Raw genomic sequence first — 18,084 nt, forward strand, 5'->3', positions numbered from 1 at the left:
TCAGACGAGCGGGGTGGGTCAGACGAGCGGGGTGGGGTCGGCGGGAGTGAGCAGGCGGCGGGTGGTCTCCAGCCCCCACTCGTCCAGGCCGCGCAGCCGGTCGCTCGAGGCCCGCAGGCCGCCGTACCGCTCGACCGTGCGCGCCCAGTCCTCCCGCCGTTCGACCTCGGGCCGGAGCATGAGGCAGTCGGGGTCGTTGATCCAAAACCTGCCGTGCTGCCACGCCCTGGCCACGGTGTTCCTGGTGGCGTTGGCCTGGCTGGGCTCGGACGGGTGCCCGCTCGGGTTCTGCCAGTACGCCGCGATGTCCGGGCCCACCCGCATCGCGTCCACCATGCCGACCGAGGGCAGGATCGGCGCACCGCACCCCAGCAGGTACGCCTCGGGACCGATCGCCTCGCGGATGAGCCGCAGGCCGTGGCGGTAGGCCTCCACGCCGGTCACGTCCTCGTGGCGGCGACCCTCCAGCGCCCCCGCGTACACGAAGTCGATTTTGAAGTAGTCAATGCCCCAGCCGCGCATGGTCCGCAGCGTGCCCGCCAGGTATTCGGCCGCGCCGGGGTGGGTGAGGTCGAGCGCGGCGCAGGAGTCGCCGAGGACGTCCCCCGCGAAGACCGGGTCGCCGCAGGCGGGATCGCGCACCAGCCACTCCGGGTGCGCGGCGAAGAGCGCGCTCGTGCGGGCCACGACCATGGGGGCGATCCAGATCCCGGCCCGCCGTCCGTGCTCACGGATGCGCCGGATCAGCCCGGGCAGGTCGTCGAACCGGCCGGAGGACGTCAGCCAGTCGCCCGGCGCGGCCTGGTAACCGTCGTCGATCTGCACGACGTCCACGGGGACCGCCAGGTCGTCCATGGCCGCGAGGTTCTCCGCGACGTCCTCCTGGGTGACCTCCGAGAAGTACTGGTACCACGAGCACCAGACCGTGGGCGACGGGCGCGCGAGCACGCCGGCCCGCTCGGCGAAGGCGTCGCCCCAGCGGGCCAGCGCCGCCTCCAGCCCGCCCTCATGCTCCATGTGGCGCACGGAGGCGTCCGACGCGATCACGACCTGGCCGCCGCGCGGCCGCGCCTCGACGACGGGCACGCGGGAGGCGGCCGTCGCGGCGCTCGCGGCGCCGAAGACGTGGACGGGGCCGCCGTCCCCGGGATCGACGGCCAGCAGCCCCTCGCCCCGGAACACGCCCTCGTCCGGGGCGGAGCCGTAGTGGCAGTCGATGACCAGCGAGTTCGGCAGGGTCACCCGATAGGGCGTCTCCGTCAGGGGGAGGGCGGCGGTGACGCTCCAGGACTGCCAGCCCTCCGCGTAGACCCGTGCCCTCGCCGGGTCCACGCCCAGGGCGGCGACGTCCTCGAATCGCGATTCCATCACCGGCCAGTTCATCCATGAACCGGTTAAGGGTCAAGGGCCGTCTCACCCGGTGGACGGATCGGGCACGCCGACGGCGGTTCGTCAGGCCGCGACGGCGCTCTGCACGACCTGCTCCTTCAGCGGTGCGAGCGCTCCGGCGATGGAACCGATCGTCTCGGCGTCGACACCGCACGACTCCAGCGCCCCGGCCAGGTGGACGACCACCTGGTCGAACTCCTCCGCCGTGACGCCGAGCCCGGCGTGCGCTTCGTCCATCGACTTGCCCCGGTATTCCTGCGGGCCGCCGAGCGCCGCGGCGACGAAGCTGCGCTGGTGCGCCTTGAGCCCGGCCATGTCGACGTCCGCGAAGTAGCCCCGCAGCATCGGGTCGGCGACGACCCGGGCGTAGAACTCGTCGACCACGGCCGCGACCGCGTCCGAACCGCCGATCCGATCGAAGATGGACGCCATAGCGCTTTCCTCCCGCGTGTGCGTGACCTCGTCGCCACGACGATCGCCACGAGTCGTTGCGGGCCGATTACCGGGCGGGAATACATACGTAGCCGGGCGCTCACCCCGTCGACACGACCGAAAGAGCTCTTTCTTGAACTCATTCACCTGCGATGACGAGTGCCCGCCTGCCGTCATGGGGCTTCCATCGACCTCTCAGGCCTCTCGTGAACGTGAGACGGTGCCCGGCCCCCGATGGGCACGGGCACCGTCGCGGGGAGGGTCAGTGCCTTCCGGCGCCGCGCAGGGCGTCGCGGATCGCGTAGTAGGCCGGCTTGGGCTGGAGGCTCTCGTCGTACGGCAGGGCCGCGCCCTCACCCTGGAAGACGGCGGGGATCCAGGAGTACTTGTCGGTGTAGTCCCAGATCGTGATGCCGACGCAGCGGCGGACGGCGAGGCACGCCTTGGTCACCCTGGCGTACCAGTCGGCCTGGGTCGCGAGCTTGGCCTCGTCGGCCGGCACGTACATGCGGATGTCCAGCTCGGTGATGGCCACGTCCAGGCCGAGGTCGGCGAAGCGCTGCAGGTTCTGCTGGAGCGTGTCCGGATAGCCGTACTGCAGCGCGAGGTGCCCCTGGAAACCGACGCCGTCGATCGGCACGCCCTGGGCCTTGAGCTGCTTCACGAGGTTGTAGTACGCGTCGCTCTTCGGCCCGATCGCCTCGAGGTTGTAGTCGTTCAGGTAGAGCTTGGCGTGCGGGTCGGCCTGGCGCGCCCAGCGCAGCGCGTCGGCGATGTAGCCGGGGCCGAGCGTCCGGTAGAAGATCGTGTCGCGGTAGGTGCCGTCCTCGTTGAACGCCTCGTTGACGACGTCCCAGGAGTAGACCTTGCCCCGGTAGTGGCGGGCCTCCGTGAGGATGTGGTTCCTGAGGATCGCCCGGAGCTGGTCGGCGGTGAAGGTGCCGTTGTTCAGCCAGTCGGGGAGCTGGTTGTGCCAGACCAAGGTGTGCGCCCGGAAGGACATGTGGTGCTTGCGGGCGAAGTCGAGCACCTGGTCACCCTGGGTGAAGTCGAACACCCCCTGCTGCGGCTCGGTGGCGTACCACTTGAGCGCGTTTCCCGCCGTGGTGGAGTTGAACTCGCTGCCGAGGATCTTGAGGTACGCCGCGTCGGAGAACTCGGGGTTGTCGGTGGCCGAGCCGAAATAGCGGTGCGTGGCGGCGGCCAGCTCACCCAGGGTCTTGTCGTGGCGCCCGTCGGGGTGGGCGGAGGCGGGGGCCGCCGCGAGCGCGGTGGCGAGCCCGGCCGCGGCGAGGGCCGCGGCGAATCGGTGCAGCATGAGGAAGGTCCTCCGGTCGGGGGTACGTGGTCGGACGTCCAGATGCACAAGCCGGGAATGCCCGAAAGTCGAAACTTTTCGAAACAATCCCCTAACTTTCTGTTGACGTACCCTACGAACTGACCTGTCTCGGGTCAATACCGCATGACAAATGCGAGAGTTACCAGCGGGAACGCCAGCAGAGAGCCACAAACTAGTCCGAAACTTTCACTGAGAAGGGCCGTAAAGGGCGCGCGTGACGGGTCTGTCGTACCCGGGAAGCATGATGGGCGGCATGAAGGACTGGGTGATCTACTTCGCGGAGTTCGCGCGCGAGGAGTTGCCGGAGGACAGCGCGGAGCGACTGATCGGGCTGTTACGGCCGGCCATCCGGCTGTCCGCCGCAGAGGACGGGGAGAGCGTGGCCGGGCGGCTCGGGGGTCTTCCGAAGCTGCCGGACGGCATGGCATGGCCATCCCTCCCCGACGGGGGCCGGCCGATGTCGTTCGTCGCCGAGCTCGACTGCGGGGGTGCTGGCGCGCTACGAGGTGGACGTCGCCCTGCCCGGCGCCGGCACGCTGCTGTTCTTCGCCACGACCGACGCGAGGCAGCACCAAGTGATCTACGTGCCGCGCGGAACCGCGGTCGCCGAGCGGCCCGCGCCGGACGACCGCGTCGAGGTGTACGCCGAGTTGCCGCTCGCCGCGGCCACCGAGCCGACCTGGCCGCCGCGGAACCACCCCGCCCTCGTGGATGTCTTCGGGAGCCTCGAGGAGGCCGAGGACCTGGTGTGGCACCACGTGCTGGACGAGGACACCGGTGAGGTCTTCGAGCAGCGGCTCCAGCTGTTCGAAGACGGGGGAAGGGACGGGCCGCCGCATCAGGTGGGCGGATACTCCGACGGGCTCCACAGCCCGATCGAGGCCGTGGCGGCGCATGCCGCCGGCACCGGCTGGTACGGCGATCCGGCCTTCCAGGAGGAGGCGCGCCAGTGGGTCACGCTGCTGCAGGTGGCAGAGGACACCAGGGCCGGGATGACCTGGGGCGACGGCGCGTGGCTCATCTGGGGCATCCGCAAGGACCATCTGGCGGCGCGCGACTTCTCCAAGGTCCACCTCGACGTCCAGGGGCACTGACCCCGGCGGTCGCGGACGAAGGAGGAGGGCCGGGGCGCCCCGGCCCTCCCGCCGTCACGGTTCCAGGCTCTCCGGAACGGAGTCGGAGTGCCCCTTCGGGCGTTCGGTGCGGCCGTGGGCGTCGTAGATCTTCACCCACCGGATACCGGGAAGCCGCTTGAGCGTGGGCGTGATCTCGTCGGCGACCGTGAACGCCGACCCGCCGCTGCCCAGGGAACCGGTGAGCCGCACGTGGGCGACCCCGTCACGGACGACGACGGACCGGACTCCGGTGGCGCCCGAGGCGACGAAGCGCAGCCCCTTGGCGTACTCCGCCTGCGTCGGCCCGGCGAACAGCCGCTGGAGCGCGCCGCGCGCGATGGACGGCGGCGTCACCGGCCGCGACACCGCCGTCAAGTACGGCCGCCGCCCCGCCGCGTACGCCCGGGAGTCGAGGAAGTACGTCCGCACCGGCACCGTCCGGTAGGGCGTCTTGACGTCCACGACCACCCGGCTCGGATGGGTGAGGGTGTAGACGCGGTAGGACGCCTTCCGGGCCAGGCCGATGCCGAACGTGAGCTCCGCCTCGAAGTCGCCCGCGTTGACGACCTGGATCACGCCGGGCAGCGCGAAGGTCTCGCGGGCGGGCCCGTAGGTGGGGCGCCCGCTCCCGTCGTGGCCGGTCGCGCCGCCGAAGCGCAGCCCGAGGATCGCGTCGCCGGCCACCGGGACCGTGCGGCCCGAGCCGTCGGCGATCAGCCGGGACACATAGCCGGCGTCGCGCCGCGCCGGGAGCGGTCCGCGGAACTCGAAGACGACCCGGTCGAGTCCGGGCTGGTGCGAGGCGCGCACGTCGACCAGGGTCGCCACGCGCGGGGCCGCGTGCACGGCCGCGTTCGACGGGGCGGGTGTCGCGGCGGCCGGGGCCGCCGACAGGCTCACCAGCGGCACGGCCAACGCCGCGAGCAAGCGTCTGGGGGGCAGAAACATGAGGGCTCCTCTGCCGGGTTCCTTTCGCGAGTTGGGGGACCCGCGGGCGGGCGCAGGACCGCGATCCGGACCGGCGCCCACTTGAAGTATCCCCAGGTAGGGCCCGGTCGGGGACGGGACAGACCTGTCACCTTCCGTCCGGCTTTTCCGACCCATTGACGACACAGTGGCCCCTATGTAACATCTGGGCAACCTAATGTAAGGAATTTGCAGCTCTAAATCGAGACTTTGCGGATCTCCGCAAGTTCCGGCAGGAAGCACTGCGTCCGTGCGCCCCGCCACCGTCACCTTTCGCAGGAAAGGACATGAGGTGATGTCGGCCACGGCAGTGGGCAACCGGTCGCCGCCGCGACCCCGTCCGGCCCCGATCTCCGAAATCCCCCCACGACCGCGGATCGGATGACCCGCCGGTCGGTTCCTGCCGGACAGAGGAACGCAAATGTCGAAAACACGTGTCCCGTTATTGCGCTTGATCGCTGTGGTGGCCGCGGCCTGCCTGCTCGCCGTGGCCGCGCCCCTCTCCCCCGCCTCCGCCGCCGGCGGCCCCAACCTCGCCGCCGGCCGCACCGTGACCGCGAGCAGCAGCAACAGCCCGTACGTCGCGGGCAACCTCACCGACGGCAACCAGGGCACCTACTGGGAGAGCTCGAACAACGCCTTCCCGCAGTGGGCACAGGTCGACCTCGGCGGCGCGACGAGCGTCGACCAGGTCGTGCTCAAGCTGCCGGCGACGTGGGAGGCCCGCACCCAGACGCTGTCGGTGCAGGGCAGCACCGACGGGTCCTCCTTCAGCACGATCGCGAGCTCGGCCGGCCGCTCCTTCGCCCCCGGATCGGGCAACGTGGTGACGATCGGCTTCACCGCGACCACCACCCGGTATGTCCGGATCAACGTCACCGCCAACACGGGCTGGCCCGCGGCGCAGCTGTCCGAGATCGAGGTGTACGGCGCCGCCACCGCCTCCGGCAACCTCGCGCTCGGCAAGACCATGAAGGAGAGCGCGCACGCCGACGTGTACGGCGCGGGCAACGCCAACGACGGCAACCAGGCCACCTACTGGGAGAGCGCCAACAACGCCTTCCCCCAATGGCTCCAGGTGGACCTCGGCGCCTCGACCGCGGTGAACAAGGTGGTGCTGAAGCTCCCGCCTGCCTGGGAGGCCCGCACCGAGACGCTCGCCGTGCAGGGCGGCACCGACGGCACGAACTTCTCCACCCTCGCCGCCTCCGCGGGCCGCGCCTTCGACCCCGCGAGCGGCAACACGGTCACGATCGGCTTCTCCACCGCCAACGTCCGGTACGTCCGGATCAACGTCACCGCCAACACCGCATGGCCGGCCGGGCAGATCTCCGAGTTCGAGGTGTACGGCCCGGCGCCCACCGGTGACACCCAGGCCCCGACCGCGCCGTCGAACCTCGCCTACACCGAGCCAGGCGCGGGCCAGATCAGGCTCACCTGGTCGGCCTCGACGGACAACGTCGGCGTCACCGGCTACGACGTCTACGCCAACGGGGTGCTGCGCACCAGCGTCGCGGGGAACGTCCTGACCTACACCGACACCCAGCCGGCCGACGCCACCGTGTCCTACTCCGTGCGGGCCAGGGACGCGGCCGGCAACGAGTCGGCCGACAGCAACACGGTGACCCGCAAGGGCTCGACCGGCGACACCCAGGCCCCGACCGCGCCCTCGAACCTCGCCTACACCGAGACCACGCCGGGGCAGGTCAAGCTCACCTGGACCGCCTCCGTCGACAACGTCGGCGTCACCGGCTACGACGTCTACGCGAACAACGTGCTGCGCGGCAGCGTCGCCGGGAACACCACGACCTACACCGACACCCAGCCCACCAGCGCCACCGTGTCCTACTACGTGCGGGCCAGGGACGCGGCCGGCAACGAGTCGATCAACAGCAACACCGTGACCCGCAACGGCACGGGCGGCGGCTCGAACATGGCCGTCGGCAAGCCGATCACCGCCTCCTCCTCCACGTTCACATACGTCGCCGCGAACGCCAACGACAACGACGTGACCACCTACTGGGAGGGCGCGGGCGGCTCCTACCCGCAGACGCTGACCGTCCAGCTCGGGGCCAACGCGGTCGTGAGCTCGGTCGTCCTCAAACTCAACCCCGACGCCGCCTGGTCCACCCGTACGCAGACGATCCAGGTGCTGGGCCGCGAGCAGAGCGCGTCCGGGTTCACCAACCTGGCCGGCGCGGCCACCTACACCTTCAACCCCGCGAGCGGCAACACGGTGACGATCCCGGTCTCCGGCACGGTCGCCGACGTGCAGCTCAAGTTCACCGCCAACTCCGGCGCCCCGGCCGGACAGGTCGCCGAGTTCCAGGTGATCGGCTCCCCTGCGCCCAACCCCGACCTGACCGTGACCTCCCTGTCCGCCTCCCCCGCGTCCCCGGTCGAGACCGACGCCGTCACGCTGTCGGCGACGGTGCGCAACGCGGGCAGCCTCGGCTCCGGCGCCACCACCGTGAACTTCTACCTGGGCGGGACCAAGGTCGGCACCGCCTCGGTCGGCGCGCTCGCGGCCGGCGCCTCGGCCACCGTGACGGCGAACATCGGCCAGCGTGACGCGGGCAGCTACCCGCTGAGCGCCAAGGTCGACGAGTCGAACACGGTGATCGAGCAGAACGAGACCAACAACGCCTTCACCGCCTCCTCCCCGCTGGTCGTGAAGCCGGTGGACAGCTCCGACCTGGTGGCCTCCCCGGTGAGCTGGTCGCCCGGCAACCCGGCGGGCGGCAGCACGGTGACGTTCACCGTGGCGATCAAGAACCAGGGCACGGTCGCGTCGGCGAGCGGCGCCCACGGGATCACGCTCACGATCGCCAACGACTCCGGGACCGTGGTCAAGACGCTGACCGGCTCCTACAGCGGCGCGATCGCGGCCGGGTCCACCACGAGCCCGGTCTCCCTGGGCACGTGGACGGCCGCCAACGGCAGATACACGGTGAAGACCGTGCTCGCCGCCGACGCGAACGAGCTGCCGGTCAAGCAGGCCAACAACACCTCCACGCTGCCGTTCTTCGTCGGCCGCGGCGCGAACATGCCCTACGACATGTACGAGGCCGAGGACGGCGTGACCGGCGGCGGGGCGACGGTCGTCGGCCCGAACCGGACCATCGGCGACCTGGCCGGCGAGGCGTCCGGCCGCAAGGCCGTGCGGCTCACCACCACCGGCAGCTACGTGGAGTGGACGGCCAGGGCCGACACGAACACCCTGGTCACCCGCTTCTCCATCCCCGACGCGGCGGGCGGCGGCGGCACCGACGCCACGCTGAACGTCTACGTCAACGGCACCTTCCTCAAGGCGATCAACCTGACCTCGAAGTACGCGTGGCTGTACGGCCCGGAGGCGGGCCCGGGCAACTCGCCGGGCGCGGGCGCCCCGCGGCACATCTACGACGAGGCCGGCGTCCTGCTCGGGACGACCGTCCCCAAGGGCAGCAAGATCCGGCTGCAGAAGGACGCCGCCAACACCTCCACGTACGCGATCGACTTCGTCAACCTGGAGCAGGCGTCGGCGATCCCCAACCCCGACCCCGCGACGTACGCCGTCCCGGCCGGGTTCACCCACCAGGACGTGCAGAACGCGCTCGACAAGGTGCGGATGGACACCACGGGCAAGCTCGTGGGCGTCTACCTGCCGGCCGGCGACTACCAGACGTCGGGCAAGTTCCAGGTGTACGGCAAGGCGGTCAAGGTGGTCGGCGCCGGGCCGTGGTTCACCCGCTTCTCCGCGCCCTCCAACCAGGAGAACACCGACGTCGGCTTCCGGGCGGAGGCGTCGGCCAACGGCTCGACGTTCTCCGGGTTCGCCTACTTCGGCAACTACACCAGCCGCATCGACGGGCCGGGCAAGGTGTTCGACTGGCAGAACGTCGCGAACATGACGATCGACAACATCTGGGTCGAGCACCAGGTCTGCATGTACTGGGGCGCCAACACCGACAACATCACGATCAGGAACTCGCGGATCCGTGACACGTTCGCCGACGGCGTCAACATGACCAACGGCAGCACGGACAACCTCGTCTCGAACAACGAGGCGAGGACGACCGGCGACGACAGCTTCGCGCTGTTCTCGGCCATCGACGCGGGAGGCGCCGACGAGAAGAACAACGTCTACGAGAACCTGACCGCGATCCTGCCGTGGCGCGCGGCCGGCATCGCGGTGTACGGCGGGTACGCGAACACGTTCAGGAACATCTACATCGCGGACACGCTGACCTACTCCGGCATCACGATCAGCTCGCTCGACTTCGGCTACCCGATGAACGGCTTCGGCGCGAGCCCGCCCACGGTGTTCGACAACATCTCGATCGTCCGCGCGGGCGGCCACTTCTGGGGTCAGCAGACCTTCCCGGCGATCTGGCTGTTCTCCGCCTCGAAGGTCTTCCAGGGCATCCGGGTCAGCAACGTGGACATCGTCGATCCGACGTACTCGGGGATCATGTTCCAGACCCAGTACATCGGCGGTCAGCCGGTCAACCCCATCAAGGACACCGTCTTCACCAACATCTCGATCTCCGGCGCGCACAAGAGCGGTGACGCGTTCGACGCGAAGTCGGGCTTCGGCCTCTGGGCGAACGAGCTGCCGGAGCCCGACCAGGGGCCGGCGGTCGGGTCGGTGACCTTCAACAACCTGAAGCTCAGCGACAACTACCAGGACGTCAAGAACACGACGTCCACCTTCACGATCAACATCAACCCCTGACGATGTGACGGCGCCGCCGGAGGGACCTCCCTCCGGCGGCGCCTTCTCACGTGTTCAGGACGAGCAGGGGGTGCCGTTCAGCGTGAAACCGGTGGGGTTGCCGTTCGAGCCGCTCCAGGTGCCCTGGAAGCCGAACGAGACGTTGCCGCCGGCCGGGATCGACCCGTTGTAGGACAGGTTCCTCGCGCTCACGGACGACCCGCTCTGGGTGACGTCGGCACCCCAGTAGCCGGTGATCTTCTGGCCGTTCGGGAACGTGAAGCCGACGTTCCAGCCGTTGACCGAGCTGGAGGAGGTGTTGGTGACGGTCACGTTGCCGGTGAAGCCGCCCTGCCACTCGTTCTTGCTGTAGCTCACCCGGCACGCGCCGCCGCCGTTGCCCTGGGTCGGGCTGGCGGTGGGCGTCGGCGAGGGGCTCTGGACCACGCCGCCGATGCTGTAGGAGAAGTTGTTCACCGCGAGGCCGGTGCCGCCGATCCAGGGCTCGAATCCCGCCTGGACACTGGTGAGGTACCACGACCGCTGGGCGTAGCCGCGGTTCACCGCGTCGTCGTAGAACGAGCGGACGGCGAAGCTGATCGAGTTCGTCGGCGAGGTGCGGACGTAGGAGATGACGTTCCAGCCGATGTTGCCCTCCCAGACGTCCCAGGTGCCGCCGGCGATGTTCGCCGTGCCCACCCGGGAGCCCACGGGCTGCACCGAGCCGGTGTGGTTGAGCCACACCATGATCTCGGCGCCGGTGTTCTGGCCGTCCTTGCGCGGCGTCGGGTCGAACCAGATGTCGTACGCCGCGTCGTAGACGCCCGAGCCGGGGTAGCTCATGCTGACGCTGGTCTGCACCGTGTTGAACTGGCTGTTGCTCGCCTGGAGGGGCAGGCCGCTGCCGCTGGAGCAGTTGGCGTAGTGGCAGCCGGCGTAGATGGCCGGGTACGCCGCCGGGGTGCCGCCCGTGTTGTTGTGCCCCGCCTGCGTCACCGTGAAGCCGGTGTTCGTGACGTTGATGCACTGCGGGGCGCTGCTCCCCCACACGTTGTTCATGACGACGTACTTGCCGCCCTGGATCGTGGTCGATCCGTACTTCTCGCAGATCGTCGTGTCCGCGTGCGCCGCCTGACCGACGACGAGCGACGCGGCGATCGAGCCGAGCATGGCGAGGCCCGCCGTGATCATTCGCATCTTCATGTCCCGGACGATAGACATCGGGGCAAGGCGGGCGACATGGGTCGATTTGATCGACAACTTGGACGAAACCCCGACCAGCGACAACGCCCTTACGGAAAGTGAAACTTTCAGTCACACGCGCTGTCCGGCTGCCGGACACCGGCGTGCGCCGCCGCCCGCCGGGGAGTATGGCGCAGGAGGAGGTGGGAGCGATGTCCGTCACGGTCCGCCGCGTGTACGAGGACCCCGCGCCCGGGGACGGCACACGGGTGCTGGTCGACCGGGTGTGGCCGCGCGGCCTCACCAAGGAGGCCGCTCACCTGGACGAATGGGTCAAGGACGTGGCGCCGTCCGGCGCCCTGCGCTCCTGGTACGGCCACGTCCCCGAGAGGTTCGGCGAGTTCCGCAGCCGCTACCTCGCCGAGCTGGACGATCCCGAGCGGCAGGCCGCCCTCGACCGGCTGCGCCGGCTCATGGAGAGCGGCCCGCTGACCCTGCTCACCGCGACCAGGGACGTCGAGCACAGCCAGGCCGCCGTCCTCGCCGAGGTCCTGTCGGGCTGACCCGCCCATTGCAGTGATCCGCAAGTTGACTCCCATCCGGGGCGGAGACCATGAGCGCCTTCCGATCACAGAAGGGGTGTCATGTGAGACGTCCAGCGTTTCTCCGCAGACTGGGAACGGCCGGTGTGCTGCTGGCGGGGCTGCTGCTCGCCGTACCCGTGCAGCAGGCGACCGCGGCGCGCAGCGCCGCCGCGACGGCGAACACGGAGGTGATCGCCTCGGATATGCAGGTCACCCCGTCCTCCTACACCGGCCCGTGCACCGAGACGCCGTACGGCCTGCCCCACGAGGTCTCCGCGAAGATCACCGTCTCCAGGCCGATGACCGTGAAGTATGTCTGGATCAACCAGCAGGAGCAGCCGTGGCCGGGCCCCGAACCCGTCTCGGTGACGTTCGACGCCCCGGGCACCAAGACGGTCGTCAACGGCTTCTACCGGGCTACGAGTCTCAGCGGCTACATGCGCCTCAGGGTCGTCGAGCCCGCCGGCGTCGCCGAGACCCAGAACGCGTCGTTCAACACGGTCTGCCTGATCGCCAAGCCGACGCTGTCCGACATCGGCAAGCAGCGCATGGACGAGGGGTGCAGACCCGGCCAGCCCGCGGAGTTCCAGCTCACCGCGAAGCTCGGTGTGGCCGACGGCCCCTCCACCATCGGCTACCGCTGGTGGCGCAGGAGCACCCAGACCCGCAACCAGTGGGTGTCCTTCGCCGACGGGAGCGCCACGTTCGGCTCGACAGGGGCGCAGCAGCAGACCATCACCGCCCGATACAGAACGAACGTGTCCGAGAACGGCTACTTCAAGGTGGAGATCCTGTCGCCCTACCAGGGCTCCAGCCAGGTCGCCTTCGGCGTCACCTGTAGCACCAAGAACGACGACCTGTGACGACCACGGAGGGCGGCACTCCGGGTGTGCCGCCCTCCGCCTTCCGCGCTCGGTGTTCCGGTTTCAGTGGACCGCGCGGGTGCGGCGGCCGCCGGTGAGGTTGAGCCGGACCATCGCCGGGAGGCGGCGCAGGCCGAGCGTGGTGCGCAGGTCGGGGACGGCCTCCTCGTGCAGGCGGGTGACCAGCGCCCCGAGATCGGCCGGTTCCACGGCGGAGACGCCGAGGTCGAGGTGCGGGTCGTCGGACGGGCCGCGCAGCACGGCGTGCGCCCGGCGCACCTGCGGGTAAGCGCTGACCTGCTCGGCCAGGGCCTCGCTCGCGGGATGCGCGTCGACCTCGGTGACCCCGGACGTGCCCGACTCCAGGCGCAGCCGCCGCGGCCGGTCGACGCGCAGCAGCGCCAGCAGCCAGGCCAGCCCGATGAGCCCGATCACGAATCCGGCGGCGGCCACGACCGGCCAGAACCACGGTGTGGTCGCCGCGAAGCTCCTGGCCCCGGCGTCCACCACCGGCCCCCGCACCGCGGCGTCGCCGAAGGCGCCCAGCGCCCGCGCGAGCGCGAGGCCGCCCGCGGCCAGCGGAACCAGGCCGACCAGCGCAAGGCCGATCCGGTTGCCCATGCCCGATCTCGTCTTCACGGTCCTGCCTCCTTCACCTAGGACGGGCCGTGGACGCGCAGGTGCAGCGAGACGCGGTGGGCGGGGGCGAGCCGGGCCAGTTCGTCCTCGACGGCCGCCCGCACGCGCTCCCCGAGCGCCGCCGTGTCGCGCAGGTCCGTCCGGACCGACACGTCCGCGTGCCAGCCGCGCATCCGCGCTCCGGCCGCGCGCACGCCGTCCACGCCGTTCGCCTTGGCCCGCAGCGCCCGCGCCAGCGCGCGGCGCGGCAGGCCGACCACCAGGTCGGGGTCCCCGGTGCGCAGCGCGATCATGCGTCCCCGGCCGGGGACGGCCGCGATCAGTATCAGCACCAGGCCGATCAGGGCCAGCGCGGAGGCCACCGCGAGAACCCGGCCGTCGTCCCAGGGCGTGGTGCTCGCCCAGCGGGCCCACTGTTCGTACGGCACGAGCCTGACGGGGAGCCCCAGCAGCGCGGAGACCACGTGGACGGCGGTGAGGCCCCCGATCGCCAGCAGCGCCAGCGCGGCGACCGCGGCCGGCAACCCGCGGCTGGGCCGGAAGGCCCGGGCGGCTCCTCCGGCCCCGAACCCCCGCATCGGGACGAAGTGCGGCACCTTCTCAGACGGCCCTCGGCCTTCGGTCATCGCCATCCCTCCGCTCGGGCCTTCACGCGAGCGTGCGCCCGGGCCCGCGCCCGGACCTTTGCTCCGGCACCAGCTCCACGACCTCGATGTCCACGTTCTCCACGGCGACGCCGGTCAGCTCGCGCAGCCGGCGCCGGACGTGCTCGCGGATCTTCGCGGCCAGCCGCGGCACCGGCGCCGGATAGCGCACGGCCAGATCGCAGTGGACCGCCGCGACCGCTCCGCACACCGACGCCGACACGTGGGGCCGGCCGGTCACGTGCTCGTCCTCGCTCGCCAGTTTCTCGGCGATCCTCGTGAAGGCGCGGTCCGAGATCGTCGTCGTGCCGTGCGCCGTGGGCACGCTCATTGCCGTCTCGGGTGCATCTGCGGCAGGTGTACGCCGCCTTCGAGCACCAGGCCGACGAGGAACCCGACGACGCCGAGGACCAGGACGATGATGAACGCGGTGAGGCCGCCGAAGGCCCCGACCACCCCAAGCACCGTGCCGAACAGCAGCCCCGCGAGGCCCCAGAGCGGATAGCCTTCCATGATCATTCCTTTCTTCCGCCGCCGTCTGTGACCACGTCGGCGATCGTCACGTCCACCCTGCGGCCGCCCGCCAGGCCGCCGATCGCGTCGCGGACCAGGTCGGCGATCTCCGGCAGCGGCCTGCCGTACCGGGCGACGATGTCGACCTCGATCGCGTCGTCCCGTACGGCGACGCCGGGCACCAGACCACCGGGCAGGTGCGTCGCGACGACACCGAACGGTCCCCGGGACAGGTCGGCGACGTCGGGACACGACAGCACACGGTCCGCGATCCGGCGGGCCGAGACCTCGTGTGCCTCGTCTTCCCGCCCCGCTCCGGCGTCCCGCTCCGGCGGCGAGCCGCCCGGGGAACCGGACCCGGCTCCCTCGGGCGCCGCGACCCGCCGGCCGCCGCGTTCCGCCCCCGCGCTCTCCGGGACGGCGCTCATTGGACCCGCGGCTCCCCGTCCGAGGGCCCCTGCGGCTCCTGCTGCCTCGGCAGGTGGACGTCGTCGACCGCGATGTTGACCTCGGTGACCTCCAGCCCGCACATGCGCTCCACCGCGCGGATCACATGGCTCCGCACCGCCTGCGCGAGGTCGGGGATCGCGACGCCGTACTCGACGATGAGGTGGATGTCCACGGCGGCCTGCCGCTCGCCGACCTCCACCGACATGCCCCGGGTGACACCGTCCTCCCCGCCGAGGGCGCCCCTGATCGCGCCGAACGCGCGGGCCGTGCCGGTGCCGAAGTCGTGGACTCCGTCGATCTCGCGGGCCGCCATGCCGGCGATCTTGGCGACCACCTCGTCGGCGATCGTGGTGCGGCCCCGCTCCGTCACCAGTGCGGAGCCGCCCTGCGCCGCGAGGGACCGCCCGGGCACCGGCTCGACGGTCGCGGTCGACGTTCTGGTCTCAGTCATGTGACTCCCCCGCTTCGCGCGCGCGGTAGGTACCGCTTACCGCCGGTACACGCCCGTGATACCCGGTTTGCACACAGTAATCATCCCTGGTAGGGCGAGTTTGGGTCATCGGAACGCCTCCAACACGCCAAGACCGGCGAGCTCGGCCGGGGCCGCAGCGGACAGCCCTAACACCGGGATCAAGTCCGGCCAAAACTGCCCGGTATGTACCCGATCGAGTTTTCGTGTGCCTGTCTAGGGCATTCATACCGTTCAGTCGGATCGCAGTGCCGTACGGGCGAGACGGGCGGATGCCGGAACGGCGCTTCGGGGGGCGGCCAGTAGGAGGCGCGATCATGAAAGACGGACTGAAGGTGGCCCTGGCAGTCATCGCGGGCTACTACCTCGGCCGGCATCACAAGCTGCGCCTGGCGCTGGTGCTCGCGCTGGCCATCCTCGCCGCCCGCCTCAAGGGAGAGGGCGCCGCGGGAGCCCTCCTCGAACAGGTCCCCAAGATCCTCGGCGGTGCCGCCCCCGACCTCGGAAAGATCACCGAGCGCGTCCGCGGCGACCTGCTGGACATCGGCAAGGCGGCGGCCATGCGCGCCACCAGCCGCCAGATCGACAACCTGAGCGACAAGCTGCACGAACGCGCCGAGGCGCTCCGGCAGCCCAAGGGCCGGGGCCGGGCCGCGGAGGAGGAGGAAGAGGAAGGAGAGAAGGGACGTCCGGAGGAGGGCCGCCGCCGGGTGCCCCGCCGCCGCCCGGAGCGCGAGCCTGAGCCCGAAGAGGCCTACGAGGAGGAAGAGGAGTACGAGGAGGAGCCGTACGAGGAGGAGGCGGAAGAGCCCGAACCCGAGGAGCGGCGCCGTCCCCGGATCCGTCCCACCCGCCCCGTGCTGCGGAGGAGGTGAGACCGATGACCGAACAGACGCGGGAACGCACCCAGGGCACACGGGCGCCGGACGAAGAGGCGCTGCCCACGCAGCGGCTCGGGCAGGAGTTCCAGAATCTCGCCACTGCCGTGGCCGAGCGCGCGTTGTCCCGGGTCGCCGAGAGGATCGACGGCCTGGCCGGCCGGCTCACCGACTACGTGGAGCACGGCGGCTCCGGGCTGTTCAGCGCGCTCACCGGCAAGGAGGGCGGCGGACGTGAGGCGCTCGGCGGGCTGCTCGGCGGCCTCACCCGCGGCCAGGACGCCCGGAGCCTGCTCAAGTCTGCGGCCGACCGGCTCGGCGCGACGGGTGGAGGCGGCCTGCTCGGCGCTCTCACCAGCGCGCTCACCGAGGACGGCGGAGGCGGCCACCCCGTACGCGCGGCCCTTATGGCGTACGGCAAGGAGAAGATCAAGGGCCTGTTCGGCAGGGGCGGAGGTGGCGGCGGCAAGGGCCGCAAGGGCAAGAAGCTCAAGGTCACCAACATCGTTGAGACCCTCGACATCGGCGCGCCGATCCGCCTGGTCTACAACCAGTGGACGCAGTTCGAGGACTTCCCGAGCTTCATGAAGAAGGTCGAGACGGTCGAGCAGAAGTCCGACGAGAAGCTCGGCTGGAAGGCGCAGGTCTTCTGGTCCCACCGCACGTGGGAGTCGACCATCATCGAGCAGGTCCCCGACAGCAGGATCATCTGGCGGTCGCAGGGCCCGAAGGGCTTCCCCGACGGCTCGGTGACCTTCCACGAGATCACTCCCGAGCTGACCCGCGTCCTGCTCGTCGTCGAGTACCACCCGCAGGGTCTCTTCGAGCGTGTCGGCAACCTCTGGCGGGCCCAGGGCCGCCGGGTCCGGCTCGAGTTCAAGCACTTCAGACGGCACGTCATGACCAACGCCCTCCTGCGTCCGGACGAGATCGAGGGCTGGCGGGGCGAGATCCGCGACAGCGAGGTCGTCAAGGACCACGAGACGGCGCTGCGCGAGGAGCGCGAACGCGAGGGCCGCGAGCGGGGCGAGGAGGCCCCGGAAGAAGAAGGCGCGGAGGAGCGCGAGGAAGCCGAGGAGCCCGAGGAGCCGGAGGAGTACGAGGAGGAGCCGTACGAGGAGGAGGAGGAAGAGGAAGAAGAGGAGCCCGAGCGGGCGCGCAGGCCCGCCTACGCGGGCGCTCAGGCGGGCGGACGTGCCGGGTCGCCGGTCACCCGAAGGCGTGGGGACGAGCCCGGGGAGCGCGGCGCGCGGGCACCGGCAGGGAGGCGCGGGGCGGAGGCCGAGCGCGGCGAGGGCGAGCAGCCCCGGAGGAGCGAGCAGGGCCGCCGGAGCGAGGAGTCCGAGGAGACGGGCGAGGCCCGCGCAGGGGCGAGGGAGGAGCAACCGGCGCGCCGCCGTCCCCTGGTCCGGCGCCGCCGTCCCCCCGAGTAGAACAGCCCTCCGCACGCCGAGACGGCGGGGCGGGGCGAGTGACGGCAGACACGACAAGAAAGCAGGGAGGAGAAGCGCATGACGGTAGCCGTTCCACCGGCGGGTGGCGGCGGGTTGCCGGGCCGGTCGTCGGGATCGGGCCTGGCCGACGTCATTGACACGATCCTGGACAAGGGCCTCGTGATCGACGCCTACGTACGGGTCTCACTGGTCGGCATCGAGATTCTGACCATCGACGTGCGTGTCGTCGTCGCGAGCGTCGACACCTATCTCCGATTCGCCGAGGCGGTGAACCGGCTGGACCTGGCGTCCCAGCAGCAGGGGCTGCCGGACCTCCTGTCGAGTGCGCCCCAGAAGATCGCGCACGGCAAGTCCAAGGGCGTGGCCCAGGGCGTGCTGGAGGCGGCCGGAGAGAAGCTGCAGGACCTCATGGCGAGCTATGCGGAGGAACCCGCGCCGCGTGCCCGCCGGCGTCGACGGGAGGAGGACTGA

18 protein-coding genes are annotated in these 18,084 nt (G+C 70.8%); 7 read left to right on the forward strand and 11 right to left on the reverse strand.

Going from position 1 to position 18,084, the window contains the following annotated elements:
* Positions 1-18: 18 nt before the first annotated feature.
* From ABZ860_RS14915 to ABZ860_RS14925, 3 genes are all read right to left on the reverse strand, one after another.
* The gene (locus ABZ860_RS14915; protein WP_357220045.1) at positions 19-1,368 is read right to left on the reverse strand and encodes a glycoside hydrolase family 36 protein; all 1,350 of its coding nucleotides are present in this window, start codon (positions 1,366-1,368) and stop codon (positions 19-21) included.
* 84 nt (positions 1,369-1,452) lie between these two features.
* A complete protein-coding gene (locus ABZ860_RS14920; RefSeq protein ID WP_357220047.1) occupies positions 1,453-1,821 on the reverse strand; it encodes a group 1 truncated hemoglobin in 369 nt (122 codons plus the stop codon).
* Between the two features lie 262 nt (positions 1,822-2,083).
* Entirely contained in the window at positions 2,084-3,139 is a 1,056-nt protein-coding gene (locus ABZ860_RS14925; RefSeq protein ID WP_357220049.1) for an endo-1,4-beta-xylanase, read from the reverse strand.
* 509 nt (positions 3,140-3,648) lie between these two features.
* Between ABZ860_RS14925 and ABZ860_RS14930 the strand changes: the two genes are divergently transcribed.
* Positions 3,649-4,254 carry a DUF1963 domain-containing protein gene (locus ABZ860_RS14930; protein WP_357220052.1) on the forward strand — a complete coding sequence of 202 codons (606 nt, stop codon included), beginning with the start codon at positions 3,649-3,651 and terminating at the stop codon, positions 4,252-4,254.
* Positions 4,255-4,308: 54 nt separating this feature from the next.
* On the opposite strand, the gene ABZ860_RS14935 is transcribed toward ABZ860_RS14930, so the two are convergent.
* Positions 4,309-5,223 carry a GerMN domain-containing protein gene (locus ABZ860_RS14935; RefSeq protein WP_357220054.1) on the reverse strand — a complete coding sequence of 305 codons (915 nt, stop codon included), beginning with the start codon at positions 5,221-5,223 and terminating at the stop codon, positions 4,309-4,311.
* Positions 5,224-5,701: 478 nt separating this feature from the next.
* Here ABZ860_RS14935 and ABZ860_RS14940 point away from each other — a divergent pair, with 478 nt between their 5' ends.
* Positions 5,702-9,958, forward strand: coding sequence for a discoidin domain-containing protein (locus ABZ860_RS14940; protein ID WP_357220289.1), 4,257 nt, complete (start codon positions 5,702-5,704; stop codon positions 9,956-9,958).
* Positions 9,959-10,012: 54 nt separating this feature from the next.
* Here the strand turns inward: ABZ860_RS14940 and ABZ860_RS14945 are convergent, their stop codons facing one another.
* Entirely contained in the window at positions 10,013-11,140 is a 1,128-nt protein-coding gene (locus tag ABZ860_RS14945; protein ID WP_357220056.1) for a cellulose binding domain-containing protein, read from the reverse strand.
* Between the two features lie 191 nt (positions 11,141-11,331).
* On the opposite strand from ABZ860_RS14945, the gene ABZ860_RS14950 reads away from it, so the two are divergent.
* Positions 11,332-11,682 carry a DUF488 family protein gene (locus ABZ860_RS14950; RefSeq protein WP_357220058.1) on the forward strand — a complete coding sequence of 117 codons (351 nt, stop codon included), beginning with the start codon at positions 11,332-11,334 and terminating at the stop codon, positions 11,680-11,682.
* An 83-nt stretch (positions 11,683-11,765) separates the two neighbouring features.
* Positions 11,766-12,566: a hypothetical protein gene (locus tag ABZ860_RS14955; protein WP_357220060.1), complete on the forward strand. Its 801-nt coding sequence runs from the start codon at positions 11,766-11,768 to the stop codon at positions 12,564-12,566.
* Positions 12,567-12,629: 63 nt separating this feature from the next.
* Here the strand turns inward: ABZ860_RS14955 and ABZ860_RS14960 are convergent, their stop codons facing one another.
* Genes ABZ860_RS14960 through ABZ860_RS14985 form a run of 6 tightly spaced genes read right to left on the reverse strand, consistent with a single transcriptional unit; the run spans position 12,630 to position 15,263 of the window.
* Entirely contained in the window at positions 12,630-13,205 is a 576-nt protein-coding gene (locus tag ABZ860_RS14960) for an alkaline shock response membrane anchor protein AmaP (protein WP_357220062.1), read from the reverse strand.
* Positions 13,206-13,222: 17 nt separating this feature from the next.
* The gene (locus tag ABZ860_RS14965; protein ID WP_357220064.1) at positions 13,223-13,831 is read right to left on the reverse strand and encodes a DUF6286 domain-containing protein; all 609 of its coding nucleotides are present in this window, start codon (positions 13,829-13,831) and stop codon (positions 13,223-13,225) included.
* Positions 13,832-13,853: 22 nt separating this feature from the next.
* On the reverse strand, positions 13,854-14,180 hold the full coding sequence (locus ABZ860_RS14970) for an Asp23/Gls24 family envelope stress response protein (protein WP_357220066.1): 327 nt from the start codon (positions 14,178-14,180) through the stop codon (positions 13,854-13,856).
* Positions 14,177-14,362, reverse strand: coding sequence for a hypothetical protein (locus ABZ860_RS14975; protein WP_357220068.1), 186 nt, complete (start codon positions 14,360-14,362; stop codon positions 14,177-14,179). Before ABZ860_RS14975 ends, ABZ860_RS14970 begins: the two co-directional genes overlap by 4 nt.
* A gap of 2 nt (positions 14,363-14,364) precedes the next feature.
* Positions 14,365-14,790 carry a hypothetical protein gene (locus tag ABZ860_RS14980; RefSeq protein ID WP_357220070.1) on the reverse strand — a complete coding sequence of 142 codons (426 nt, stop codon included), beginning with the start codon at positions 14,788-14,790 and terminating at the stop codon, positions 14,365-14,367.
* On the reverse strand, positions 14,787-15,263 hold the full coding sequence (locus tag ABZ860_RS14985) for an Asp23/Gls24 family envelope stress response protein (RefSeq protein WP_357220072.1): 477 nt from the start codon (positions 15,261-15,263) through the stop codon (positions 14,787-14,789). Before ABZ860_RS14985 ends, ABZ860_RS14980 begins: the two co-directional genes overlap by 4 nt.
* Before the next feature lie 335 nt (positions 15,264-15,598).
* Between ABZ860_RS14985 and ABZ860_RS14990 the strand changes: the two genes are divergently transcribed.
* The 3 genes from ABZ860_RS14990 (at position 15,599) to gvpJ (ending at position 18,084) form a co-directional block, all read left to right on the forward strand.
* Complete coding sequence (locus ABZ860_RS14990; RefSeq protein WP_357220074.1) at positions 15,599-16,156, forward strand: hypothetical protein; 558 nt, start codon at positions 15,599-15,601, stop codon at positions 16,154-16,156.
* Between the two features lie 5 nt (positions 16,157-16,161).
* A complete protein-coding gene (locus ABZ860_RS14995; protein ID WP_357220075.1) occupies positions 16,162-17,592 on the forward strand; it encodes an SRPBCC family protein in 1,431 nt (476 codons plus the stop codon).
* Positions 17,593-17,670: 78 nt separating this feature from the next.
* Entirely contained in the window at positions 17,671-18,084 is a 414-nt protein-coding gene (gene gvpJ, locus ABZ860_RS15000) for a gas vesicle protein GvpJ (RefSeq protein WP_357220077.1), read from the forward strand.

The organism is Microbispora sp. NPDC046973, from assembly GCF_040644495.1.
Classification (GTDB): domain Bacteria; phylum Actinomycetota; class Actinomycetes; order Streptosporangiales; family Streptosporangiaceae; genus Microbispora.